This is a genomic window from Streptomyces sp. NPDC052701, from assembly GCF_040678355.1.
Classification (GTDB): Bacteria; Actinomycetota; Actinomycetes; order Streptomycetales; family Streptomycetaceae; genus Streptomyces.
The window spans coordinates 36,108-60,611 of the sequence record NZ_JBFATO010000030.1; the positions used below are offsets into that span (position 1 = coordinate 36,108).

A 24,504-nucleotide genomic window follows, 5' to 3' on the forward strand; every position below is an offset into this window, starting at 1 on the left:
ACTCTTCCTAGGGTTGCTGTCAGTCGCGGAGACGCCGCGGCGGCAGTGATATCAGGGGAGTTGAGGACCATGCGTGCTGCGGTGGTGACGGCTTTCGGCGGGCCGGAGGCCGTGCGGATCGTGGATGCCGAGGTGCCGGAGCCGGGGGCGCGGCAGGTGCGGATCAAGGTGGCGGCGGCTGCGCTGAACCCGGTGGACGCGGGGGTGCGGGCCGGGGTCTTCGGCGGTGCCGGCAAGCGGATCGGACTGGGCTGGGACGTCGCCGGGACCGTGGACGCGACGGGCGCGGCGACCGCGTGGAGCGTGGGCGACGAGGTCGTGGCGCTCGACCACGGCATGGTCAAGCCGCTGGGCACGCACGCCGAGTACGTCGTCGTGGACGCGGACGCGGTGGCCGGGGCCCCGGCGACGGCCGACCCGGTGCACGCGGCGACCCTGCCGCTGAACGCGCTGACCGCCGCGCAGGCCCTGGACCTGCTGGAGCCGGCGCCGGGGCGGTCGCTGCTGGTGACGGGCGCGGCGGGGGCCGTGGGCGGGTTCGCGGTCCAGCTCGCGGCGTACCGGGGGATGGTGGTGACCGCGCTGGCCCGGGAGGAGGACGAGGAACTCGTCCGGTCCCTGGGGGCCGCGCACTTCACGAGCGGGGAGGTGGCGCCCGGCGGCGTCGACGCCGTCCTCGACGCGGCGGTGCTCGGTGAGTCCGCCCTGGCGTGGGTGCGGGACGGGGGCGCGTACGTCGGGGTCATCCCGCAGGCGGCGCCGGCGCCGGTGCGCGGGGTGCGGACGGCGGTCGTCGAGGTCGACGCGGACGGGGCGCGGCTGGCGGAGCTGGTGAAGCTGGTGGACGAGGGCGTGCTGACCCTGCGGGTGGCCGGGACGTACGCCCTGCGGGACGCGGCCGAGGCGCACGCCCGGCTCGCGGCGGGCGGGGTCCGGGGACGGCTGGTGCTCGTGCCCTGACGGGCGTGGCCTGTCGGTGGTGCCTTGACCGGCGTGCCTTGGCCGGCGTGGCCCGCCGGGCGTGGCCTGTCGGTGGTGCCTTGACCGGCGTGTCCTGCCGGGTGTGGCCCGCCGGGCGTGGCCTGTCGGTGGTGCCTTGACCGGCGTGCCCTGCCGGGTGTGGCCCGCCGGGCGTGGCCTGTCCGTGGTGCCCTGACCGGCGTGGCCTGCCGGGCGTGTCTTAACCGGGCGTGCCCTGTCGGGTGTGGCCCGCCGGGCGCGGCCTGTCCGTGGTGCGTTGCTCGGTGCGCGCTGTCCGGTGCGTGCTGCCTGGTGCGCGCTGTCCGGTGCGCGCCGGCGCGGTTTCGGCGGGCCGTCAGCGCACGCCCTGCGCGTACGCCGTCGGCGGCACGCCCACCGTCGCGGTGAAGTCCCGTACCAGGTGGGCCTGGTCGGCGTAGCCGAGGTCGGCGGCCAGGGCGGCCCAGTCCGTGCCGGGCGAGGACTCCGCCCGTTCCAGGGCGTCGTGGACGCGGTAGCGCAGGATGACCCACTTGGGGCCCACGCCGACGTACTCGGCGAACAGGCGCTGGACGGTCCGCACCGACATGCCCTCGGCCCGGGCGAAGTCGCCGACGCGGCGGATCGTGCGATCACGGCGGATCCGGTCGACGAGGGCCATCGCGAGGCCGGCCTGGGCGTCGGGCCGCGGGCCGTGGCGCAGCAGGAAGGCGTCGAGGGCGGCCACCCGCTCCCGCTCGTCGTCGGGGCCGAGGACGGCGTCCAGGTCCGTGCCCGGGAACACCTCGGCCAGCGGCACCCGCCGCCCGGTCCAGTCCGTCGCCGCCCGGCCGGGCGCGAAGGGGCGGAAGCCGCCGGGCCGGAACTGGACGCCGCACACCCGTCCGCGGCCCTGGAGCCTCTGCGAGAACAGGCCGAGCCCGATCCCGGCGACCTCGCCGAAGGGCTCGCGCCCCTCGAACCGCTGGAAGACGACGTTCACGCACGGGTGCGGGACCACGTGGGACACGTACGGCTGCGGCAGGTCCCAGTCGATCAGCCAGTAGTGCTCGAGGTAGGGGCGCAGCGGCCCGGCCGGTTCGTGGCGGCGGAAGCGGACGCGGGCGAGGAGGCCCGCGGCGTCGACGATGCCGCGCGTGTCACGTCGGGGAGCGGCCATGGCCGGATCGTAGGCGGCCCCGCCCGGGGCTGTCGCGTTTCTTCAAGCCGCGGGGCCGGGGCCGTTCGTACGGTCGCGGCATGACGTACGACAACGAGACCGTGGTGGACGAGCGGGAGGTGGCGGCGGCCCCGCTCGGGGTCCTGCTCGGGGTGGCCGCCGAGCGGGCGGTGCCCGTGGTGCGGGGCATCCCGGACGAGGCTCTTACGGCCCCGACGCCGTGCGCTGAGTACGACGTGAGGGCGCTGGTCAACCACCTCTTCCAGGTGGTGGTGCAGTTCCGGGCCCTGGCCGCGAAGCAGCCGGCGGACTTCACGGACACGCCCGACCGGGTGGGCGCGGGCGGCGACTGGCGGGAGGAGTTCGCCGGGGCGGCCGCGCGGCTGGTGGAGGCCTGGTCCGAGCCGGGGGCCGAGGAGGGCACGACCGGGGCGATGGGCCTGCCGGCCCGGACGGTGGGCTGTCTGGTCCTGCTCGACCTGACCGTGCACGCCTGGGACCTGGCGCGCGCGACCGGACGGGAGTACCGGCCGGGTCCGGAGGACGCGGGTGTCCTGGGCGTGCTCGGTGAGACGGTGGCCGAGATGGCGCCGACGGCCCGGCAGCGGGGCCTGTTCGCCGAGCCGGCGCCGGTCCCGCGGGGCGCGGACCGCTTCGAGCGGCTGCTGGCGGAGACGGGGCGCGACCCGCGCTGGAGGCGGTCGGGGGACTGAGCCGGGGATCGTGCCGGGGGATTAAGCCCGGGGGCCGGCCCGGGGGACTGAGCCGGGGGACCGGGCCGGGTCCGGGGCGCCGGATCCGGCCCGGGGGTGCCGAGCGCCGCCCCCGCAGGTATGGTTGAAGAATAAACAACCTGCGGAGGGTGAGCGACCATGCAGTTCGGGATCTTCAGCGTCGGCGACGTGACGCCGGACCCGACCACGGGCCGGACGCCGACCGAGCGCGAGCGCATCAAGGCCATGGTCGCGATCGCGCTCAAGGCGGAGGAGGCCGGGCTCGACGTCTTCGCGACCGGCGAGCACCACAACCCGCCGTTCGTGCCGTCCTCCCCGACCACGATGCTCGGCCACATCGCCGCCCGCACCGAGCGGCTGATCCTGTCCACGGCCACGACCCTGATCACCACCAACGACCCGGTGAAGATCGCCGAGGACTACGCGATGCTCCAGCACCTGGCCGACGGCCGGGTCGACCTCATGCTGGGCCGCGGCAACACCGCGCCGGTCTACCCCTGGTTCGGGCAGGACATCCGCCAGGGCATCCCGCTCGCCCTGGAGAACTACGCCCTGCTGCACCGCCTGTGGCGCGAGGACGTGGTCGACTGGGAGGGCAGGTTCCGCACCCCGCTCCAGGGGTTCACGGCCACGCCCCGCCCGCTGGACGGCGTACCGCCGTTCGTCTGGCACGGCTCGATCCGCTCCCCGGAGATCGCCGAGCAGGCCGCCTACTACGGCGACGGCTTCTTCCACAACAACATCTTCTGGCCCGCCGACCACACCAAGCGCATGGTCGAGCTGTACCGGACCCGGTACGCCCACCACGGCCACGGCACGCCCGAGCAGGCGGTCGTCGGGCTCGGCGGGCACGTCTTCATGCGGAGCAACTCGCAGGACGCCGTCCGGGAGTTCCGGCCCTACTTCGACGTGGCGCCCGTCTACGGCCACGGCCCGTCGCTGGAGGACTTCATGGCGCAGACTCCGCTGACCGTGGGCTCCCCGCAGCAGGTGATCGAGAAGACGCTGACGTTCCGCGAGTACGCCGGCGACTACCAGCGGCAGCTGTTCCTGGTCGACCACGCCGGGCTGCCGCTGAAGACCGTGCTGGAGCAGATCGACCTCCTCGGCGAGGAGGTCGTGCCGGTGCTGCGCAAGGAGTTCGCCGTCGGCCGCCCCGCGCACGTCCCGGACGCGCCCACCCACGCCTCCCGGGTCGCGCGGGCCCGGGCGTGAGCGCTCGACGGGAGCCCGCCCCGGCCGCGCCGGGCAGGTGAGGGGAGGGTGAGAAGGGCGGCCCCGCAGGGCCCGCCGGAGCCCGGGGCGGCCGCGGCGGGGCACACTGGACCCGTGCCCCAGACAGTTCTGCTCGCCGAGGACGACCGCGCCATCCGCCACGCCCTGGCACGCGCCCTGACCCTGGAGGGCTACCGGGTCACGGCGGTCGCCGACGGCGTCGAGGCGCTGGCCCAGGCCCACCGCGGCAGGCCGGACGTGCTCGTGCTGGACGTGATGATGCCCGGCATCGACGGGCTCCAGGTGTGCCGGGTGCTGCGCGCCGAGGGCGACCGCACGCCCATCCTGATGCTGACGGCGCTCGTCGAGACCGCCGACCGCATCGCGGGCCTGGACGCCGGCGCCGACGACTACGTCGTCAAGCCGTTCGACGTGGAGGAGGTCTTCGCCCGGCTGCGCGCCCTGCTGCGCCGCACCAGCCCGGTCCCGGCCGCCGCCGCCCCGGACGGCGACGCGCCGAAGCGGCCCGGGCCCGAGCGGTTCGTCGAGGCGGCCGGGATCCGCGTGGACCCGCAGGCCCGCCGCGCCTGGCGCGGCGGGCGCGAGCTGGAGCTGACCCGTACCGAGTTCGAGCTCCTGGAACTGCTGGTCCGCAACTGCGGCACCGTCCTGGACCACTCCACGATCTACGACCGCATCTGGGGCTACGACTTCGGCCCCGGCTCCAAGAACCTCGCCGTCTACGTCGGCTACCTGCGCCGCAAGCTCGACGCGCCGGGCGCGCCGCAGCTGATCCACACGGTGCGCGGGGTGGGTTACGTGCTGCGGGAGGACTGAGTGGCCCCCGGCCGCCCCGGGTGGCTGCCGGTGCCGCGGCGGCCCCACCTGGTGTCGCTGCGGACCACGTTCGCGGTGTCGTTCGCGGCCGTCACGGCGGCCGTGACCGTCCTCGTCGGCATCCTGTCCTACGGGGCGGCCGCCCGGCTGGTGCGCGTGGACCAGCAGTCGGTGTTCGACGAGGTGGTGCAGGACCTGCGCAACGAGGTCCGGCGGAACCTCATGACACCCCGCGACTTCTCCTCCTCCGCGCCCGGCCACGACCTCGTGCGGCCCGCCCGCACCGATGTGCAGGTGCTCGGTCCGGACGGCCGGATCGCCGACCCGGGCAGCCCGGGACTGCCGGTCACGGACGCCGACCGCACGATCGCGGGCGCCGGCACGGCCGGGCGGGTCGTGCAGCACCGGGACGTCGACGTCGGCGACGACGTCTACCGCGTCGCGACCGTGGCGCTGGGCGGCGGCCGGGGCGCCGTGCAGGTCGCGCAGGAGTTCAGCGACACCGAGGACCTGCTGCGGGCGCTGCAGCGGCGCACGCTGGTCCTGATGGCGGCCGTCGTGACCGCCGCCGGCCTGTTCGGCTGGTGGCTGGCCCGGCGCATCACCCGCCGCCTGGTCGTCCTGACCTCCGCCGCCGAGGACGTCGCCCGCACCCGCCGGCTCGGCATCCAGGTGCCGGTCGCCGGCTACGACGAGGTCGGCCGCCTCGGCCGCGCCTTCGACCGCATGCTGGGCCGCCTCGCCCAGTCCGAGGAGGACCAGCGCCGCCTGGTCCAGGACGCCGGCCACGAACTGCGCACCCCGCTGACCTCGCTGCGCACCAACATCTCGCTGCTGCGCAGGATCGACGAGCTCCCGCCCGACGCCCGCGAGGAACTGGTCGCGGACCTGGCCCAGGAGGCCCGCGAACTGACCGACCTGGTCAACGAGCTCGTCGACCTCGCGGCCGGGCAGTCCGACACCGAGCCGCCGCAGCGGGTCGACCTCGCCGGCCTCGCCGAGGACGTGGCGGGCCTGGCCCGGCGCCGCAGCGGGCGGCGGATCACGGTCCGCGCGTGCGGCGACACGACGACGCAGGGCCGGCCCGGCATGCTGACCCGGGCGGTCTCCAACCTCGTGGAGAACGCGGTGAAGTTCGACCGCGGCGGCACCGCGCCGATCGAGATCGTCGTCGCCGGACCCGCCCGGCCGGGCACGATCCGCGTCGAGGTCCTCGACCGCGGCCCGGGCATCTGCGACGACGACCTCGTCCGCGTCTTCGACCGCTTCTACCGCACCGCCGAGGCCCGCTCCCTGCCGGGCTCCGGACTGGGCCTGTCGATCGTGCGCGAGGTGGCCCTGGCGCACGGCGGGGCGCCGTTCGCCTACCGGCGGGACGGGGGCGGAGTGGCGATCGGGTTCACGGTGGGGGCGGGCCCCGCCGGGGACGGGCGCCGGGGAGCCTGAGGGCGCCCCGTCCGCGTCCTCGGCCTGCCGGGTGGAGGGTGTGCCGCGGCAAGCCGGGCCGGCTCCCGGTCCGGGCATGAGTGCGAGGGGGAGGGGACGCCTGCGCGGACCGGGCGATGCCCCGTCCGAACCGCTGCCGCCCGGCCTGCTCCGGCAGGGTGTCCCGGTGAGGAAGGATTGGGTCATGCTGACCCGACCTGTGCTGGTTTACGACGGTGACTGCCGTTTCTGTACGACGTCAGTGACCTTCCTCGAGCGCCTGCTGCGGCCCGACTGCTCGATCACTCCGTGGCAGTTCGCGGATCTGGCCCCTCTCGGCGCCACTCGGCGGCGGGCCGAGTACGAGGTGCTGTGGATCACGCCCACGGGGGGTGTGCACGGCGGTGCGCAGGCGGTCGCCAGACTGTTGCTGAGGACGGGCGGGGGGTGGGCCGTGCTCGGTGCGCTGCTCACCCTGCCGCCCCTGCGCTGGGCCGCTCACGGCGTCTACAGGCTCGTCGCGAACAACCGCGACCGCCTGCCGGGCGGGACATCGGCCTGCGCCCTCCCCGCGGACCGCAGACCGGGGCAGGTGCCTCCCGGCTAGGGTCTGTTCCGAAAGTGGATCTTGGTCGTGGATGATCACGCTCTGTGGGACGTGGTGATCTGACGAATGGCCAGTGGGCCCGGCTGGAGCCGTTGTCGCCCCAGGGCATCAAGCCGGGCCGTCCGCCGGTGTGGACGCGGCGGCAGCTGACAGACGGCATACGGTGGCGGACCCGGACAGGTGCTCCCTGGCGCGATGTGCCGGAACGCTACGGGCCCTGGGACCGGGGCTATGACCTGTTCCGCCGCTGGCAGCGCGATGGCACCTGGGCCAGGATCGTCACCCACCTCCAGGCCGAGGCGGATGCGAAGGGCCTGATCACCTGGGACGTGAACGTCGACTCCACCGTCTGCCGGGCCCACCAGCACGCGGCCGGGGCGGCGAAAAGGGGGACCTGCAAAAGGAACCGCCCGGCGGCATTGCCGTCGAGCCGGCCGACCACGGCCTCGGACGCTCCCGAGGCGGTCTGACGAGCAAGATCCACCTTGCCGTCGAGCAGGGGCAGAAGCCTCTGCCGGTGCTGATCACGGCCGGGCAGCGAGGCGACTCTCCGCAGTTCGAGTCCGTCCTGGACGCGATCCGGGTGCCGCGGATCGGTCCTGGTCGACCCCGTAAGCGACCGGACCATGTGCGGGCCGATAAGGCGTACGACTCCCGCCGCAACCGGGCCTACCTGCGAAGACGCGGTATCAAGGCGACCATCCCGGTCCCGGCGGACCGAGTTCGCAACCGCCAGAAACTCGGCTCCCGAGGCGGTCGGCCGCCGAAGTTCGACAAGACCGACTACCGCGAGCGCCACGCGGTCGAATGCGGGATCAACCGCCTCAAGCGCCACCGGGCCGTGGCCACGAGATACGACAAGCTTGCCGTCCGTTACGAGGCGACCGTGCTGGTGGCAGTCCTCAACGAGTGGCTGTGACCAGTGGGTTTTGTCGTCGACCTCAGTCTGTCGGTGTCGGCACGGCGCAGGCATCGGCGATAGCCCGCGTGTCCCAGTAGAACGGACGGACCTCGGTGATCCGCCCGTCCTTGACCGTGATCGCTTGCAGAATGGGGAAGCTGAGTTCACGGCCGGTCGCGCGAGCGCGAGCACGGACCTTTGTGAGCACGACCGCAGTCTCACCGGTGGCCAGGAACTCCTGTTCCACCATCTCGAACGACTCCCACACCTCTCCCATCATGAGGAAGAACTGCGTCATGCCGTTGTGCCCACGCCAAGTGCCTCCGTAGGGCAGGGCATCTGCTTGATGCAGCTCGACATCCGGCGCAAAGAAGGGGGCGAGGAGGTCGAACGAAGCCTCGCCAGGGCCTCCCGCCGCCAGGTACTCCGCCTCAGCCGCATACATGCCGGTGAGAACTGTTGCTGACTCCGTAGTGGATGACATCGTCATGCCGCCAGCATGAGGACCACAGCAGGACCTTGCTGGCGGTAATCAGACATCGTTGTGCTGCACGGTCGGCACTTCCGCAACACGCCCTGGCCGCCGGTGAAGCACCGTCGAGGTGGAGCCGGCGGACGGCCGGCTCCACCCTGTCCGCCGTTCGTCACCGCAGCCTCAGGCCGGGAGCCTCGGACTGGGAGCCTCGGGCCTGCCTTGCGGGGGTACGGATCCGGTTCCCGCTTCTTCCCGCGGCCTGGGCAGCCGCACCCCGAACCGCCGTGCCGTACGTCGTCCCAGGCGGGGCAGGGAGGTGTAGAAGCGGTCGGGAAGGAACACGGCGTCCGCAATGATCATGGCGCCGGAGAAGACCGGCAGCCCCAGGAGCACCGCGATGCCGATGTGCATGCCCAGCAGCAGGGCGAGGACGGGGTACTTGAGCCTGCCGAACAGCACGAACGGGAAGGCGACCTGCGTGAGGACGGTCAGATAGCTGATGGCCGCGATCACCATCGGGTACTGGTCCAGGAAGTGGGAGAGCGCGGGCCAGGGCTGGAAGAGTTCGAGGTGCAGCACGTAGTGGAGCGCCGTGCCGTCGGCCCAGAACGAGCCCTGGACCTTGTACAGGCCGGCTGATCCGTACAGGAAGCAGACCTGGGCCGCGATGAGGAACACGCCGCAGTTGTGCACCACCGTGGTCAAGGTGGTGCGGGCGGCCCGGAGTTGCTGTGTGAAAGAGCCCCTCGCCCGCTCCGGAGCCTCGGCCGCACGAGCCGCCTTGTTCCGCGTTCTGCGTGCGTCCAGGGACCAGCGCCGGCCGCACGCGGTGAGCACGAGGTAGAGGGACATCAGCAGGACCAGGTTGTCGCCCCCGTCCGTCATGAAGATCGACCGCGCGTGGAAGGAGGTCACCACGACGGCGAACAGAACGGAGGTGGCCCGGGTCCGCCAGCCCAGCATGAACAGCGCGGACGTCACGAGGGCCGCCCCGTAGCACAGCTCGAAGTAGGCACGGCTGTCCGACAGGATCAGGAAGCTGTACCAGCCCGTCTGGTCGAGGAGCTGCGCCGCCAGCGCGGGTGTCCACGGGGAGTCCGGGCCCCAGATCTCGTGCCGGTGCGGGAATTCGCGCAGCAGGAAGACCAGATAGAGCAGCCCGTAGCCGATGCGCAGCACCGACGTGGCGTAGAGGGAAACCGGCCGGCCGGTGACGAGCGCCCGGAGAGCGTCACCCCGGACGCGGAGCCGGCGTCGTGCCGCGCCCGTGACCGGGGCTCCCGGGCCCGTCGGGCGATCCGGGGCGACTGCCGCGGCGGGGAGCTCGCGCATCCGCTCATTTCCCATGAGGGGTCACCTTCCACCAGGGCAGGAGCCGGTTCTCGACCGGTGTCGGCGGGCGGTCCCCGGCGCCGGGCGGCGCGACGGGGAACGTGACGACACGAAGCTGGATGAAGTCGAACGTGCGGCCACCGCGATGTTCGGCGACGCGGTCCGCGGCGATGTTGCTCACATACTTCTGGATCATCACGGCCCGTTCCGAGCGTGCCGTGTCGTCCTTTCCGTGTGTTTCGACGTAGGAGGTCCAGGCACGGCGCAAAAGGTTCTGAGCCGTATGACTCGGAAACGCATGGTGTTCGACCGCGGCATCGTCCAGGGCAGTCAGGTCGAACCACGGGCTGACCCGCATCGACGCGCCGGAACCGGTGTGCGCGGTTCTCACCAGGATCTGCCGGTTGACGGAGTCGGGGTTGGGGGCGAAGAGCCGCCAGTTCTGCTCGAAAAAGGGGTACACCCATGCGTCGATCTGCTGGCCGTACCGCCTGGAGACGGGGTTGGGGGGCGCCACGTGAAAGAAGACGAGAACGACGTGGACCAGAGTCGTGGCCAGACAGAGGACCACGGTCGTGTGCAGCCCCGCTTTCAGCACGCGCACACCCATGGGCCGTTTTCCGGGCGGACCCGGCTCGTCATGACGATCCCGCGGCGGACCCGATTCGGACTGCTCGCGTTCCGTCACGTCCGCTGGTTCGATTCGGCTCGACACCGCCCACCTTGCCTTCATGTCTGCTAACCGCAATGGTCTTTTCCGCGGAGACGCACCGGCGGCGCGCGGCGGAATTGAGGGGATTCCGCCGCGCGCCGTCATCCGGTGAACGGACTCGCCGCAGCCTGCCGTCTAGCCCTTGTCGCCCTGGTGCTCCGCGGGCTTCGGCACGTCGTCGTAGCCGTGGTGGTTGCCGAGGCCGTGGTCCGGCTTGCCGGGCACTCCCTCGTGCTCATGGCCGTCCTTGCCGTGGCCGGGCTCGCCGTCCTGGCCGCCGACGGCTTTCCCGGCGGTGTTCCCTGCGTTGTTCCCGGAGGAATTGCCGGAGGAATTACCGGAGGAATTGCCGGCCGTGTTGCCCGAGGTGATTCCGGTGGTGAGGTTGTTCCCGGCGGTGTTTCCGGCGTTGACGTTGTTCCCGGCGATGGTGCCCGCGGTGTTCCCCACGGTGCCCCCGCCGGTGACGAGCGGTCCGCCCACGGTGCCACCGCTGACCACACCCGCGGTCGTGCCGACCGTGGTGCCGGTCGTGGTGCCGACCGTGGTGCCGGTGGTCGTGCCGGTGGTCGTGCCGGTCGTGGTGCCGGTGGTCGTGCCGGTCGTGGTGCCGGTGGTCGTGCCGGTCGTGGTGCCGGTCGTGGTGCCGGTCGTGGTGCCGGTCGTGGTGCCGGTGGTCGTGCCGGTCGTCGCGGTCGAGCACTCGCCCGGGAAGATCCTGTTGTTGTCGAGCGTCACGGCGCCGTTGCGGGCCAGCGCCCGGCCCTCGATGTTCGCCCCCGTGTTCACGCTGATCGAGGTCAGAGCCATGATGGTGCCCACGAAGGTGGAGTTGGTGCCGAGGGTGGCCGAACTCCCGATCTGCCAGTACACGTTGCACGCCGAGGCGCCGTTCGTGAGCAGCACCCTGCTGGAGGAGGCCGTCGTCAGGGCTTCGGGGATCTGGAACACCCAGACGGCGTCCGGGTCCCCGCCGGCGTCCAGGATCAGGTCACCCGTGAGTCCCACACCGGACACGGCGGTGTAGACGCCCGGAAGCAGGGTGTCGCCGTTTCCGATTCCCGCCGCGAGGGCGAAGTCCGTGGGCTGGCTCGCTGCGTTGTTGTAAGCCGTGACCAGGTCGCTCTTGGCGTTGTCCGCCACCTGGTCCGCCGCGTGCACGCTGCCGAGCACCTGTCCCGGAGGGAAACCGGTGATGGCCGATCCCGGACTCACCCCGAGATCCTGACTGAGCACGGTGGGACCGGTGTTGGTGACCTCGGAACCCGCCAGAACCGAGAAACTGGCAGCCGTACCCAGGGGTACGGGTGTCGCGATGGCCAGTGCCGGAGTCGGCATCACGGCGACCATCACAGCGGCAACCGTTCCGGCGAGGCCCGTGGCCAGCCATCCGGTCAAAGCGCGGCACTTGGCCGCCTTGGGAATCTTCAGCTTCATCGAGAGGCCATTTCCTGTGGGAGGGGGGCCGCGGCCTGCCGGGCCGTCGATCACCCGGGGAGCCTTGAGGATTTGGCGGCATATTAAGCAGAGATCTCTACGCGACGGCATTATCTGAGAAGCGGGTCGGGAATATTCGGGGATTCGGTACTCTGATGCACGCAAGTTTTCTGGAATCCATATTTACGATGATCCGAAGCGTCCGCCTGAATTCTTGGATCGGCTGACCGTGCCGGGCGCCGCCGGTTCTTCGCGGCCCGGCCGGAAAGCGGCCGGTTCATGGGTGGCGGCCCTCGGCGGCGGGCGCCGGGCGAACCCTTCGGCGCCACGCCGGAGGCCCGGTCGGACGACGTGCTGTTGCCTCGGGGAGGTCCATCGAGAGGAACATGAGGAAGAGGGAGGGGAAGACCCGCCACCCGCCCTCGCCGCTCGTCCACGCCGGAGTCCGGGGCCGGGGCCGACGCCGGCGAGCGCGGCGGGTTCGGCGTGGGGCAGTGGCGCCGGCACCCCTGAGCGCTGGTCGGGCGGGGTCTGCAAGCACGGCGCGGAGCGCTGGGGCCGGGGTCGGGACGGTCACCACGCGAGGACCGGGGCGTCCGCAGGCCCGTCCGGCCGCGGGCGCCGTCCCGCCGCGCGAGCGTGGAGCGGACGACTGTCTGACGGCGGCCCCGGAGGACGGCTCACACGCCCTCCGCCACGCCTACGCCGGCGTGGTCCCGGACACGGGGGAGGGCATCAAGGCGCCACTGACGAGGGCGGGGCCCGAAAGCCCCGCCCGAACCATAGAGAACCCCGGGTCAGGGCCACACCAGGCAGTACGCCTGATGCCCCGCCTCGTGCAGCCGGTGCGAGAAGTCCTGCCACTCGTGCAGCAGCTGGTAGACGTTGAACGCGTCCCGCGGGCCACCGCGGTCCGGCACCGTCGACCAGATGAAGGCCGCCGCGCCCACCGCCTCCTCGCCGATGCCGCGCAGCGGGTCGACGACCGTCATCGGGAGCTTGACCACCGCGTAGTCGGGGTGCAGGACCACCAGCTCCAGCGGCGGCACCTTGTGCAGCGGCACGCCCTCGATGCCGGTCAGCACCATGGCCGCCATGGTCTCCGGCTTGATCTTGGTGAACATGCCGTTCATGCCGAGCTCGTCGCCGCCCAGTTCCTCGGGGCGCATCGAGATCGGGACGCGGGCCGCGGTCGCGCCGTCCGGCGCGCCGAAGTACTTGTACGTCACCCCCACCCGACCACCATTCCCGCTCCCCGCCCGTACACGGTCGATCCGCCGGTCAATACGTCGGTCGAACCGCTCCGGTTCAGTCGGTAGACCCTGTGCCTGGTGTGTTTCGTTCGTGTCCTCCGCTTCGCGCCGGTGCCTTCCCCGCCGGGCACGTCGAGGACCCAGGTCGTCAGTCCCCTCGCCCAGTCCGCCACCGCGATGCATATCTCCACCCGACTGCTTTTCTAGGACGCGTGGTCCCCGCCGCGCAACCCGATCATCGTGTCAGTGACCTCCCCCGCGGCTGCTCACCGAAACGTGCGGTGAGACATCCGTCCGCGGGATCCGCCCGGCCCTCCCCGCATGGACCGTTCGAGCTGTGTGTATCAGGTCCCAGTTTCGCAGACCACGGGGAATTGCGGGCCGGTTGCCGGGTCGGTGGGGGATGTTCGTCGTTCCGGCGCCGCCGCTCCCTCGTTCCGGCGCCGCCGCTCCGCCGTCCCGGCGCCGCTGTTTGGCCGTCCCGGCACCGCCCCTGCGCCGTCCCGGGCAGTGCCCCGTCGGCACCGCCGCCCGCTGGCCTACCCTGAACAAGTCCCTGGCAACCGGAGCCCGTAAAGCCACGAGAAGTCCAAACAGGTCGGAGAAGTCGCAGGTCATGAGCGAACTGGCATATCCGTACGAAGCCCCCGTCTCGGAGGCTCTTTTCGACCGTGCGGCGGCCGTCACGCCCGGCGGCGTGAACTCCCCGGTGCGGGCCTTCCGCGCCGTGGGCGGCACGCCCCGGTTCATGGTGTCCGGCACCGGGCCGTACCTGACCGACGCCGACGGGCGGGAGTACGTCGACCTGGTCTGCTCGTGGGGGCCGATGATCCTCGGGCACGCCCACCCGGAGGTCGTCGCCGCCGTGCAGGAGGCCGTCGCGCGCGGTACGTCCTTCGGCACGCCCGGTGAGGGCGAGGTCGCGCTCGCCGAGGAGATGGTCTCCCGCGTCGAGCCGCTGGAGCAGGTGCGGCTGGTCTCCAGCGGGACCGAGGCCACCATGTCGGCGATCCGGCTCGCCCGCGGTTTCACCCGGCGCTCCAAGGTGGTCAAGTTCGCCGGCTGCTACCACGGCCACGTCGACGCCCTGCTCGCCTCGGCCGGCTCCGGCCTCGCCACCTTCGCGCTGCCCGACACCCCGGGCGTCACCGGTGCCCAGGCGGGCGAGACGATCGTCCTGCCGTACAACGACCTCGACGCCGTGCGCGCCGCGTTCGCCGCCCACCCCGGCGAGATCGCCTGCGTGATCACCGAGGCCTCGCCCGGCAACATGGGCGTCGTCCCGCCGCTGCCCGGGTTCAACCAGGGGCTGAAGGACATCTGCGCCGAGAACGGCGCCCTGTACATCTCCGACGAGGTGATGACCGGGTTCCGTACCAGCCGGGCCGGCTGGTACGGCATCGACGGCGTCGTGCCCGACCTGATGACCTTCGGCAAGGTGATGGGCGGGGGCTTCCCGGCCGCCGCCTTCGGCGGGCGCGCCGACGTCATGGCGCACCTCGCCCCCGCCGGGCCCGTCTACCAGGCCGGCACCCTCTCCGGGAACCCCGTCGCCACCGCCGCCGGCCTCGCCCAGCTGCGCCTGCTCGACGACGCCGCGTACGAGAAGGTCGACGCCGTCTCCGCGCAGATCCAGGCCCTGGTCACCGAGGCGCTGACCAAGGAGGGCGTCGCGCACACGCTGCAGAACGCCTCCAACATGTTCTCCGTGTTCTTCACGGACCGGCCCGTGCGCACCTACGAGGACGCCAAGGCGCAGGAGTCCTTCCGCTTCACCGCCTTCTTCCACGCGATGCTGGCGCACGGCGTCTACCTCCCGCCCTCGGCCTTCGAGTCCTGGTTCGTGTCAGCGGCCCACGACGAGCGGGCCGTGCAGAAGATCGCCGACGCCCTTCCGGCGGCGGCCCGGGCGGCTGCGGAGGCGACGGCGTGAACACCCCCCAGGACGTCACCGTCGTCCACCTGATGCGGCACGGCGAGGTCGCCAACCCCGACGGGATCCTGTACGGCCGGCTGCCCGGCTACCACCTGTCCGAGCTCGGCCGGCGGATGGCCGAGCGGGTCGCCGACCACCTGGCCCCGCGGGACGTCACCTACGTCGCCGCCTCCCCGCTGGAGCGGGCCCAGGAGACGGCGACCCCGATCGCCAAGGCGCACGGCCTGGACCTGGCCACCGACGAGCGGCTCATCGAGGCGGAGAACGTCTTCCAGGGCAAGACCTTCGGCGTGGGCGACGGGGCGCTGCGCCGTCCCGGGAACTGGCGGCACCTGGTCAATCCGATGCGCCCGTCGTGGGGCGAGCCGTACGTCGACCAGGTCGTGCGGATGATGGGCGCCCTGCACACGGCGAAGGACCGGGCGCGCGGGCACGAGGCGGTGCTGGTCAGCCACCAGTTGCCGATCTGGATCGTGCGCTCCTACGTCGAGCGGCGGCGGCTGTGGCACGACCCGCGCAGGCGCCAGTGCACGCTGGCCTCCCTGACGACCTTCACCTTCCAGGGCGACCGCATCGTCTCCGTCGGCTACACCGAGCCGGCCCGCGACCTGGTCCCGCCCCACCTCCTGGCCGGTGCCAAGCCGGTGAAGGGGAAGGGCAAGGCCTTCGGGGCGTAGGGCGGGGGCTCGAAAGGCCCCCCGGGCCCCCGAGCCCCTGAGCCCCCTGAGCCCCCGGGGGCCGTCGGCGCGTCCTGTCGGCAGGTTCGTGACCTTCGTTACGAAACCCGTACGTTCGCCGGGAACCTCCCCGTTCGTCATGTCCTCTGTCTGGGTGATCACCAGGGAACACGACGAACGGGGATGCGATGCGCACTCTCACCCGCAGGGGAATGCTCGGGCTCGGCGCGGGCGCCGCGGCCGCCGTCTCGCTGACGGGCTGCGGCGTCCCCACCGGGCCGGACGGGTCGACCCACGCCGGCGGTTCCGGCGCCGGGCGCCCCGGCGGCCGTCCGGCGCCCACCGCCCGGCCCCTCGGCGACGGCTCCACCTCCTTCACCGGCGAGCAGCCCCACCAGCCCGCGAAGCCCGTGCCGCTGGAGCCGGGCCAGACCCCGCCGCAGTTCGTCGTCTTCTCCTGGGACGGGGCCGGGGAGGTGGGCAACGGGCTCTTCGCGCGCTTCCTGGACCTCGCCCGGGAGCACGGCGCGAGCATGACCTTCTTCCTGTCCGGGCTCTACCTCCTGCCCGAGTCCAAGAAGCGCCTGTACGACCCGCCGAACAACCCGCGCGGCGCCTCCGACATCGGCTACCTCACCGACGGGCACATCAGGGACACGCTGAAGAACCTCCGCCGCGCCTGGCTCGAAGGGCACGAGATCGGCACCCACTTCAACGGCCACTTCTGCGGCGAGGGCCACGGCTCGGTCGCGCACTGGACGCCCCGGCAGTGGCGCAGCGAGATCGACCAGGCCAAGTCGTTCGTGCAGCGGTGGCGCACCCACACCGGCTGGACCGACCTGCCGTCGCTGCCCTTCGACTACGACAAGGAGCTCGTCGGCGGCCGTACGCCCTGCCTGCTCGGCCAGGCCAGCCTGCTGCCCGCCGCCCGCGAGCTCGGCTGGCGCTACGACGCCTCCTCGCCGGGCGGCCGCCAGGTGTGGCCCGCGAAGCGGCAGGGCATCTGGGACCTGCCGTTGCAGCAGATACCTTTCCCCGGACGTTCCTTCGAGGTCCTCTCGATGGACTACAACATGCTCGCCAACCAGTCGGTCAACTCGACCAACGCGCCCGCCCACCGCCACCCGGCCTGGCGGGAGCAGTCCGCCCAGGCCTACATCCAGGGCTTCGAGCGGGCCTACGGGACGAACCGGGCGCCCCTCTTCATCGGCAACCACTTCGAGCAGTGGAACGGCGGCATCTACATGGACGCCGTGGAAGAAGCGTTCAAGCACATCGCCCGGGAGAAGGAGAAGGGCGCCGACGTGCGGCTGGTCTCCTTCCGGCAGTTCGTCGACTGGCTGGACGCGCAGCGCCCCGAGGTGCTCGCCAGGCTGCGCACCCTGGAGGTCGGGCAGCGGCCGGCCGGCGGCTGGAAGGAGTTCCTAAAGGGCGCCGAGGGGAGGGCCGGGGAGAGGACCACGGAGGCCGGCCGGGCCGCCTGATATGCGGTTTTCCGCCCGCAAGGGGGGTGCGCAAGATCCCCGGAAGGGGCATGCGAAACTTTTCACATGAGTGCCGCCAGCCGTGCCCCCCAGGGCCCGAACCGCTCGAACCGCCCGGTCCGCCCGGACCACACGACCCGCGCCCGCCGCCGCGCCGCCCTGGGCGCCGGCGCCGCCGCGGCCGCGCTGCTCGTCTCCGCGTGCAGCTCCGGCGGGACGTCCGGCGGGGGCGGCGACACCAACTTCGTCACCGGCACCGACGGCATCTCCACCGTCGCGCGGGGCGAGCGCACCCCGGCACCCGAGCTCTCCGGCGAGACCGTCGACGGCGAGAAGCTCGACGTCGCCGACTACAAGGGCAAGGTCGTCGTCCTGAACGTGTGGGGTTCCTGGTGCAACCCCTGCCGGGCCGAGGCCAAGTACTTCGCGAAGGTGTCCAGGGCGTACGCCGGCAAGGGCGTGCAGTTCGTCGGCATCAACACCCGCGACACCAACCTGAACGCCGCCGCCGCCTTCGAGAAGGACTTCAAGATCCCCTACCCGAGCCTGTACGACCCGGCGGGCAAGCTGATGCTCCGCTTCGAGAAGGGCACGCTCAACCCGCAGACGGTCCCCTCGACGCTCGTCCTCGACCGGGACGGCAGGATCGCGGCCCGCTCGCTGTCGGCGCTCAGCGAGGAGCGGCTGCTGAAGATGCTCGAGCCGGTCGTCGCGGAGAAGTGACGTGACCCCGGTCACCTCCCTCGCCGCGGTCGCGGACCCCAACGGCACGGTGCTCAACGGCGCCCTGCTGGTGGCCCTGCCCATCGCCCTGCTCGGCGGGCTGGTCTCCTTCTTCTCGCCCTGCGTCCTGCCGCTCGTCCCCGGCTACCTGTCGTACGTCACCGGTGTCAGCGGCACCGACCTGGCCGAGGCCAGGCGGGGCCGGATGGTGGCCGGCGCCTCGCTGTTCGTGCTCGGTTTCACGGCCGTCTTCGTCTCCGGCGGCGCGTTCTTCGGGTACTTCGGCCAGACGCTCCAGGAGCAGCGGGGCGTGCTGTCCAAGGTCCTGGGCGTGTTCATGATCCTCATGGGCGTCTTCTTCATGGGCCTGATGCCCTGGCTCACCCAGCGCGAGTTCCGCTTCCACAAGCGGCCGGCGGCCGGCCTGGTCGGCGCCCCCGTGCTGGGCGCCCTGTTCGGCATCGGCTGGACGCCCTGCATCGGACCGACGCTGGCCGCCGTGCAGACGCTCGCCCTGAACCAGGGCAGCGCCGGGCGCGGGGCGGTGCTGACCGTCGCGTACTGTCTGGGGCTGGGCGTGCCGTTCGTGCTCGCCGCGGTCGCCTTCCGCAGGGCGCTCGGCGCCTTCGGCTGGGTCAAGCGGCACTACGTCTGGGTGATGCGCATCGGCGGCACCATGATGATCGTGACCGGTCTGCTGCTGCTGACCGGTGCCTGGGACCGCATCGTGCAGGAGATGCAGGTCTGGTCCAACGGCTTCACTGTGGGGATCTGATCGATGAGCAAGACCACCGCCTCCGACCCGGCCCCGACCAACGCCGAGGACCGGGAGCCGGGCGCCGCCGAGGACCGGGAGCTGGGCGCCGCGGGCTCCCAGCTCACCACCGCCCCCCGGGAGGAGCCGCCCCACCTGCCCGCCCTGGGCGTCGTCGGCTGGGCCCGCTGGTTCTGGCGGCAGCTGACCTCCATGCGGGTCGCGCTGCTGCTCCTGCTGCTGCTGTCGCTCGGCGCGATCCCCGGCTCGCTGATCCCGCAGACCGGCGTCGACGAGACGAAGGTCGCCGACTTCCGCGAGGCGCACCCCACCCTCGGCGACGTCTACGACAAGCTCGGCCTGTTCCACGTCTACAGCTCGGTGTGGTTCTCCGCGATCTACATCCTGCTGTTCGTCTCCCTGATCGGCTGCATCGTCCCGCGCACCTGGCAGTTCGCCGGCCAGCTGCGCGGCCGCCCGCCGGGCGCCCCCAGGCGGCTGACCCGGCTGCCCGCCCACACCACCTGGCGCACGACGGCCGAACCCGAGCAGGTGCACCGGGCCGCGCTCGCCCTGCTGCGAAAGCGCCGCTTCCGCGCCCACCTCGCCGGCGACGCCGTCGCCGCCGAGAAGGGCTACCTGCGCGAGCTGGGCAACCTGGTCTTCCACATCGCCCTCATCGTGATGCTGATCGCCTTCGCCTGGGGCCAGCTGTTCAAGTCCGAGGGCAACAAGCTGATCGTCGAGGGCGGCGGCTTCTCCAACACGCTCACCCAGTACGACGACTTCAAGTCCGGCAGCCTCTTCTCCACCGACGACCTGGTGCCCTTCAGCTTCCACCTGAAGGACTTCACCGGCACCTACGAGCGCACCGGCCCCAACAAGGGCACCCCGCGCCTCTACCAGGCCGACCTCACCTACAGCGAGGGCGCCTACGGCGAGGAGAAGAGGACCACCGTCAAGGTCAACGAGCCGCTGGAGATCGGCGGCGCCAAGGTCTACCTGGTCAGCCACGGCTACGCCCCCGTCGTCACGGTGCGCGACGGCAAGGGCAGGGTCGTCTTCCGGGACGCCGTGCCGCTGCTGCCGCTCGACGCCAACGTCACCTCCTCCGGCGTGGTCAAGGTCCTCGACGGCTACCGCAACCCCGAGGGCAGGAAGGAGCAGCTCGGCTTCAACGCCTTCTTCGTGCCCACCTTCGGCGGCTCGGCCAGCGGCACGATGCTCTCCCAGTTCCCCGCGCTCGACTATCCGGTGCTCGCGCTGTCCGCCTACCACGGCGACCTGGGGGCCGACTCCGGCATCCCGCAGAGCGTGTACCAGATGGACAAGAAGAACATGGAGGAGTTCAAGGACTCCGAGGGCGAGCTGCTCAAGAAGCTGCTGCGGCCCGGCGAGACCATGAAGCTCCCCGGCGGCGCCGGCTCGATCACCTTCGAGAAGGACGTCAAGGAGTGGGCCGGGTTCCAGGTCGTCCAGGAGCCCGGCGGCGGCTGGGCCCTGGCCGGAGCCCTCGCCGCCATCGGCGGCCTGGCCGCCTCCCTGTTCATCCAGCGCCGCCGCGTCTGGGTGCGCGCCGTCAGGGGCGCCGACGGCGTCACCGTCGTCGAGATGGCCGGGCTCGGCCGCAGCGAGTCCGCCAAGCTGCCCGAGGAACTCGGCGACCTCGCCGGGATCCTGTACGAGCAGGCGCCCGGTGCCCCCGATCCCGGCCCCGACGCCGACCCCGCGGAAACCACCGTGTCCCCCGACCCCCACGTCGTACCTGCCGAAGGGGCTGAGCAGCAGTGACCCTCGCCGCCGCCACCAACGAGAACCTCGCGGGCATCAGCAACGTGCTGATCTACTCCGCGATGGCCGTCTACACCCTGGCCTTCTTCGCGTACATCGCCGAATGGCTCTTCGGCAGCCGCAGCAAGGTCGCCCGCACCGCCGCCGCGCTCACCGCGAAGCCGGGGGCGGGCAAGGCCGCCCCGGCGGTCACCGTGAACAAGGCCGGCGGCACCGCCGTCCTGGAGCGGCCCAAGGTCGTCGTCCGGTCCGCGGCCGGCCGGCGCGACGTGCCCGACGGGCCCGGGGCGCACGGCGGGGACGAGCAGGGCGACCTCTACGGGCGTATCGCCGTCTCCCTCACCGTGCTCGCCTTCCTGGTCGAGTTCGGCGGGGTGCTCGCGCGGGCCCTGTCGGTGCAGCGGGCGCCGTGGGGCAACATGTACGAGTTCAACATCACCTTCTCCACGGTCGCCGTCGGCGTGTACCTGCTGCTGCTGGCGCTGAGGAAGAACGTGCGCTGGCTCGGGCTGTTCCTCATCACCACGGTCCTGCTCGACCTCGGCCTCGCCGTCACCGTCCTGTACACCGCCAGCGACCAGCTGGTGCCCGCCCTGCACTCGTACTGGCTGTACATCCACGTCTCCACCGCGATCCTGTGCGGCGCGGTCTTCTACCTCGGCGCGGTCTCCACGGTCCTGTACCTCTTCAAGGACGGCTACGAGAACAAGCTCGCGAGCGGCGGCCGGCCCGGCAGCTTCGCCACCTCCGTCCTGGAGCGGCTGCCCGCCGCCGCCTCCCTGGACAAGTTCGCCTACCGGGTCAACGCGGCCGTCTTCCCGCTGTGGACCTTCACGATCATCGCGGGCGCCATCTGGGCCGGCGACGCCTGGGGCCGCTACTGGGGCTGGGACCCCAAGGAGACCTGGTCCTTCATCACCTGGATCGCCTACGCCTGCTACCTGCACGCCCGCGCCACCGCCGGCTGGAAGGGCCGCAAGGCCGCCTACCTCGCGCTCCTCGCCTTCGGCTGCTGGCTGTTCAACTACTACGGCGTGAACATCTTCGTCTCCGGCAAGCACTCCTACGCCGACGTGGGCCTCGGCGCGCTCCGGGCCGTCGGGTTCTGACCCCCCTCCCGCACCGCGAGGCCGGTTCCCGTGACCCAGGTCACGGGAACCGGCCTTCGCCGTACGGACAGACAAGGGGACGTGGACACGAATCTGCGGACACGCATCCGCGCGGGGGACCACGACGCCTTCGGCGACCTCTTCGACGCCTACGCACGCTCCGTCTACAACCACGCCTACCGGCTGACCGGTGACTGGGCCGCCGCCGAGGACGTCGTCTCGCTGACCTTCCTGGACGCCTGGCGGCTGCGCGCGAGACTCGACGAGGAGGGCGGCTCGCTGCGCCCCTGGCTGCTCGGCATCGCCACCAACGTCACGCGCAACACCCGCCGCGCCGCCCGAAGACACGCCGCCGCCGTGGCCCGCCTGCCCCGCGAGGAGGCGGTAGGGGACTTCGCCGACGAGGTCGCGGACCGGATGGACGACACCGCCCAGCTCGCCCTCGTCCGCACGGCACTGGCGAAGCTGCGGCGCGCCGAGCGGGAGGTGCTGGCGCTGTGCGTGTGGTCCCAGCTGGACTACGCCGCCGCCGCCGAGGCGCTCGGCGTGCCCGTCGGAACCGTGCGCTCCCGGCTCTCCCGCGCCCGGGCAAAGCTCGCGAAACATGTCAAAAACCCGGAACTCGCCCCGGAACGCGGACAGATGAGAGGTGACCGCACCACCGCGGCCGGGCCCATCACGGAGGGAAACCGATGAACCGCCTTCCCGACAGAGACCTTCCGCCGGGCCGTCACCGACTCCTCAAGGAGCACCTGATGACCGAGATCCGGCGAGACGAGCCCGCCCCCGCCCGCACGCGCACCCGGTGGCTGCGGCCCGCGATCGCCGCGGCGGCCACGGCGACGGCCGCCGCCGTCGCCCTCGTCCTCCTGCCGGCCTCCGGCGACGACCCGAGCACCCGGCCGCCCAGCAGGGCCACGGTCGCGCTGCTGGAGGACATCGCGCTGGCGGCCGGGCACGGGCAGGAGTACGGCACGATCCGCGACGACCAGTTCGTGTACGTGGACAGCAAGGTGTCGTACGCGCAGAGCAAGGACGGGAAGACCACGGTCCAGCCGCTGCACCGGCTGGAGAGCTGGCACTCGGTGGACGGCACCCGCAAGGGGCTGATGCGCGAGACCGGGCGGGGGGACTGGCCCCTGGACCCGGACGCCCGGCCCGGGGAGACCGGCCACGAGGTCACCACCAACTACCGCCACCTGTCCACGCTGCCCGCCGACCCCGACGAGATGTACGACTGGCTGCGCGAGGTGGCCCCGCGCTACAGCGGCCAGGAGACGTACCAGGCCATGTTCGTGCTGGTCGGGGACCTGGTCCAGTCGGCGATCGTGCCGCCGCGGCAGGGCGCGGCCCTGTACCGGGCGGTGGCGCGCATCCCCGGCGTGACCGTGGTGGAGGACGCGGTCGACGCCGCCGGGCGCCGCGGCGTGGCGATCACCCGCCAGGACCCCGACAACCCGACCCGCGACGAGTGGATCTTCGACCCGAGGACCCACGAGTTCCTCGGCGAGCGCAGTGTGGCCACCGACGACTACGCGAACGTGGAGGAGGGCACCGTCACCAGCAGCACCGCCGTCCTGCGCCGGGCCGTCGTCGACGAGCCGGGCCGGCGCCCGTAACGCGTGCGCGATCCCCGGCCGGGGGCCAGGCTGGTGCCATGACCGGTTCCATCGAGCAGGGCACCAGCCAGACCCACGGGGACACGCACATCCTGCACTTCCTGGTGCGTCTTCCCCGGCCCATGGAGGCGGTCTGGCCGGCACTCGCCACCCCGGAGGGGCTCGCCGCCTGGTTCACCCCCGCCGACGTCCTGGAGGCGCGGCTCGGCGGCGCGGTCACCCTGCGGGACCTCGGCAGCGGGCGGATCACCGCCTGGGACGTGGACCGGGTCGCCGAGTACACCGTGGAGGGCGCGGAGGGCGGCGGCCGGATCAGGTTCCACCTGGAACGCGACGGCGAGCGGGGCTGCGCCCTGCGCTTCACCCACGAGTTCCAGGGCGGGCGGGAGTCCGGGCAGCGGTGGCGGGAGCGCTTCGGACGGCTGATCCGCCTGCTGGAAACCCGGCCCTAGGTGTGCTGTCCCGGGACGTTGGTGACACGCCTGCCTGCCCCGCGACGCCCTGCACGCCCTCTCGCCGCACCGGGCGCGGACCCGGGTACATCCGGTACGAGGGCCGGCGCCCGGCACGCCGGGAGCACGCACCCGACGCCGCGGGGCCCGCCCTCCGGGCGGACGACGGGAGTTCGACGACAGGCCCTGGCACCCGTGCGCGGCGGTCACGAGGGGGACGCTCCGTCCGCCCCGTCCGCGCCGGTCGCTATGGCCCTGCGGACGCAGTCGCGGAGCAGGGCGCGGCGCCGGTCGTGCACCTCGTCGGGTTCCTGGCTGTCGGCCGCGTATACGTTGCTGACCGGTGACCAGGCCATGGACATGGCGATGACCATGGCCATGATGTCGAACGGGTCGCCCGCGCGGACCCGCCCGGCGGCCTGGGCCTCGGCGATGGCCGTGAGCTTGCGGTCGTCGTAGTGCCGGTGGGTCCCGACGAGGTGCCCGGCGGGCCGGCGCTCCAGCCGTGTCCAGGTCGCCAGCCGGATGAGGTCGGGGCGGCGCAGGTATTCGTCGTAGAGGCGCACCGCCCAGTCCGCGAGGTCGTCGGCGTCGATGGGCACGACGTTGGTGATGCGCTCCAGCGAGCTGAGGAAGATCGCGTCGAAGAGCCCTTCCTTGTCGCCGAAGTAGGCGTAGAGCTGCGCCTTGTTGGTGCGCGCCGCCTTCACGATGCGTTCGATGCGCGCCCCGGCGATGCCGTACCGGGCGAACTCCTCGGTGGCGGCCTCCAGGATGCGCCGGTAGGTCGCGGCACCTCGGGAGGTCTGGGGCTGTTCCGGCATGCCGTCACCCTATCAAACAGAACGGTTTGTTTGCCTTGGTGCGCGATCGCACCTAGGCTGCAATAGACCGAACGGTTTGTTTAAGGGG

General features: G+C 72.2%; 24 protein-coding genes and 1 pseudogene. 18 read left to right on the plus strand and 7 right to left on the minus strand.

Annotated elements, in window-relative coordinates; translation table 11 throughout:
- Positions 1-69: 69 nt before the first annotated feature.
- The gene (locus AB0L29_RS27000; protein ID WP_365830385.1) at positions 70-960 is read left to right on the plus strand and encodes an NADP-dependent oxidoreductase; all 891 of its coding nucleotides are present in this window, start codon (positions 70-72) and stop codon (positions 958-960) included.
- A 355-nt stretch (positions 961-1,315) separates the two neighbouring features.
- On the opposite strand, the gene AB0L29_RS27005 is transcribed toward AB0L29_RS27000, so the two are convergent.
- Positions 1,316-2,119, minus strand: a complete 804-nt coding sequence (locus AB0L29_RS27005) for a helix-turn-helix domain-containing protein (protein ID WP_365830387.1) — start codon at positions 2,117-2,119, stop codon at positions 1,316-1,318.
- Positions 2,120-2,199: 80 nt separating this feature from the next.
- Between AB0L29_RS27005 and AB0L29_RS27010 the strand changes: the two genes are divergently transcribed.
- The 6 genes from AB0L29_RS27010 to AB0L29_RS27035 all read left to right on the plus strand — a co-directional run bounded on the left by AB0L29_RS27010 (position 2,200) and on the right by AB0L29_RS27035 (position 7,856).
- Positions 2,200-2,832 carry a TIGR03086 family metal-binding protein gene (locus AB0L29_RS27010; RefSeq protein WP_365830389.1) on the plus strand — a complete coding sequence of 211 codons (633 nt, stop codon included), beginning with the start codon at positions 2,200-2,202 and terminating at the stop codon, positions 2,830-2,832.
- 159 nt (positions 2,833-2,991) lie between these two features.
- The gene (locus AB0L29_RS27015) at positions 2,992-4,068 is read left to right on the plus strand and encodes an LLM class flavin-dependent oxidoreductase (RefSeq protein ID WP_365830391.1); all 1,077 of its coding nucleotides are present in this window, start codon (positions 2,992-2,994) and stop codon (positions 4,066-4,068) included.
- Positions 4,069-4,182: 114 nt separating this feature from the next.
- Positions 4,183-4,905 carry a response regulator transcription factor gene (locus AB0L29_RS27020; RefSeq protein ID WP_365830393.1) on the plus strand — a complete coding sequence of 241 codons (723 nt, stop codon included), beginning with the start codon at positions 4,183-4,185 and terminating at the stop codon, positions 4,903-4,905.
- Positions 4,906-6,351: a HAMP domain-containing sensor histidine kinase gene (locus AB0L29_RS27025; RefSeq protein ID WP_365830395.1), complete on the plus strand. Its 1,446-nt coding sequence runs from the start codon at positions 4,906-4,908 to the stop codon at positions 6,349-6,351. It abuts the gene before it with no gap.
- A 184-nt stretch (positions 6,352-6,535) separates the two neighbouring features.
- Entirely contained in the window at positions 6,536-6,937 is a 402-nt protein-coding gene (locus tag AB0L29_RS27030) for a DUF393 domain-containing protein (RefSeq protein ID WP_365830397.1), read from the plus strand.
- A gap of 44 nt (positions 6,938-6,981) precedes the next feature.
- A protein-coding gene (locus AB0L29_RS27035) for an IS5 family transposase (RefSeq protein WP_365830399.1) occupies positions 6,982-7,856 on the plus strand; the annotation gives its coding sequence in 2 pieces (ribosomal slippage) (positions 6,982-7,375 and positions 7,375-7,856; 876 coding nt in all).
- 22 nt (positions 7,857-7,878) lie between these two features.
- On the opposite strand, the gene AB0L29_RS27040 is transcribed toward AB0L29_RS27035, so the two are convergent.
- The 4 genes from AB0L29_RS27040 to AB0L29_RS27055 form a co-directional block, all read right to left on the minus strand.
- Entirely contained in the window at positions 7,879-8,328 is a 450-nt protein-coding gene (locus AB0L29_RS27040; protein ID WP_264243114.1) for a nuclear transport factor 2 family protein, read from the minus strand.
- A 165-nt stretch (positions 8,329-8,493) separates the two neighbouring features.
- Positions 8,494-9,660, minus strand: coding sequence for an HTTM domain-containing protein (locus tag AB0L29_RS27045; RefSeq protein WP_365830401.1), 1,167 nt, complete (start codon positions 9,658-9,660; stop codon positions 8,494-8,496).
- Positions 9,650-10,255, minus strand: coding sequence for a DUF5819 family protein (locus AB0L29_RS27050; protein ID WP_365830499.1), 606 nt, complete (start codon positions 10,253-10,255; stop codon positions 9,650-9,652). The genes AB0L29_RS27045 and AB0L29_RS27050 overlap by 11 nt, the downstream gene beginning before the upstream one ends.
- A gap of 237 nt (positions 10,256-10,492) precedes the next feature.
- A complete protein-coding gene (locus tag AB0L29_RS27055) occupies positions 10,493-11,794 on the minus strand; it encodes an ice-binding family protein (RefSeq protein ID WP_365830403.1) in 1,302 nt (433 codons plus the stop codon).
- 611 nt (positions 11,795-12,405) lie between these two features.
- On the opposite strand from AB0L29_RS27055, the pseudogene AB0L29_RS27060 reads away from it, so the two are divergent.
- Positions 12,406-12,537: pseudogene (locus AB0L29_RS27060) on the plus strand (site-specific integrase); the annotation flags it as partial.
- Between the two features lie 54 nt (positions 12,538-12,591).
- On the opposite strand, the gene AB0L29_RS27065 reads toward AB0L29_RS27060, so the two are convergent.
- Positions 12,592-13,029, minus strand: coding sequence for a hypothetical protein (locus AB0L29_RS27065; protein ID WP_003992141.1), 438 nt, complete (start codon positions 13,027-13,029; stop codon positions 12,592-12,594).
- Positions 13,030-13,663: 634 nt separating this feature from the next.
- Between AB0L29_RS27065 and hemL the strand changes: the two genes are divergently transcribed.
- The 10 genes from hemL (at position 13,664) to AB0L29_RS27115 (ending at position 23,592) form a co-directional block, all read left to right on the plus strand.
- Positions 13,664-14,980 (plus strand): glutamate-1-semialdehyde 2,1-aminomutase, encoded by a 1,317-nt coding sequence (hemL, locus tag AB0L29_RS27070; protein WP_365830405.1) that lies wholly within the window; start codon positions 13,664-13,666, stop codon positions 14,978-14,980.
- Positions 14,981-15,012: 32 nt separating this feature from the next.
- Complete coding sequence (locus AB0L29_RS27075) at positions 15,013-15,660, plus strand: histidine phosphatase family protein (protein ID WP_365830501.1); 648 nt, start codon at positions 15,013-15,015, stop codon at positions 15,658-15,660.
- Positions 15,661-15,848: 188 nt separating this feature from the next.
- Positions 15,849-17,144: a hypothetical protein gene (locus tag AB0L29_RS27080; RefSeq protein WP_365830407.1), complete on the plus strand. Its 1,296-nt coding sequence runs from the start codon at positions 15,849-15,851 to the stop codon at positions 17,142-17,144.
- Positions 17,145-17,210: 66 nt separating this feature from the next.
- On the plus strand, positions 17,211-17,867 hold the full coding sequence (locus tag AB0L29_RS27085; RefSeq protein WP_365830409.1) for a TlpA disulfide reductase family protein: 657 nt from the start codon (positions 17,211-17,213) through the stop codon (positions 17,865-17,867).
- A 1-nt stretch (position 17,868) separates the two neighbouring features.
- Entirely contained in the window at positions 17,869-18,642 is a 774-nt protein-coding gene (locus AB0L29_RS27090; protein WP_365830411.1) for a cytochrome c biogenesis protein CcdA, read from the plus strand.
- Between the two features lie 3 nt (positions 18,643-18,645).
- Positions 18,646-20,412 (plus strand): cytochrome c biogenesis protein ResB, encoded by a 1,767-nt coding sequence (locus AB0L29_RS27095; RefSeq protein WP_365830413.1) that lies wholly within the window; start codon positions 18,646-18,648, stop codon positions 20,410-20,412.
- Positions 20,409-21,521 carry a c-type cytochrome biogenesis protein CcsB gene (ccsB, locus tag AB0L29_RS27100; RefSeq protein WP_365830415.1) on the plus strand — a complete coding sequence of 371 codons (1,113 nt, stop codon included), beginning with the start codon at positions 20,409-20,411 and terminating at the stop codon, positions 21,519-21,521. Before AB0L29_RS27095 ends, ccsB begins: the two co-directional genes overlap by 4 nt.
- Positions 21,522-21,602: 81 nt before the next feature.
- On the plus strand, positions 21,603-22,217 hold the full coding sequence (locus AB0L29_RS27105; protein WP_365830417.1) for an RNA polymerase sigma factor: 615 nt from the start codon (positions 21,603-21,605) through the stop codon (positions 22,215-22,217).
- The gene (locus tag AB0L29_RS27110; protein ID WP_365830419.1) at positions 22,214-23,140 is read left to right on the plus strand and encodes a CU044_5270 family protein; all 927 of its coding nucleotides are present in this window, start codon (positions 22,214-22,216) and stop codon (positions 23,138-23,140) included. Before AB0L29_RS27105 ends, AB0L29_RS27110 begins: the two co-directional genes overlap by 4 nt.
- Before the next feature lie 38 nt (positions 23,141-23,178).
- On the plus strand, positions 23,179-23,592 hold the full coding sequence (locus AB0L29_RS27115) for an SRPBCC domain-containing protein (protein WP_365830421.1): 414 nt from the start codon (positions 23,179-23,181) through the stop codon (positions 23,590-23,592).
- 206 nt (positions 23,593-23,798) lie between these two features.
- Here AB0L29_RS27115 and AB0L29_RS27120 read toward each other — a convergent pair whose 3' ends face one another.
- Positions 23,799-24,416, minus strand: coding sequence for a TetR family transcriptional regulator (locus AB0L29_RS27120; RefSeq protein ID WP_365830423.1), 618 nt, complete (start codon positions 24,414-24,416; stop codon positions 23,799-23,801).
- Positions 24,417-24,504: the final 88 nt, after the last annotated feature.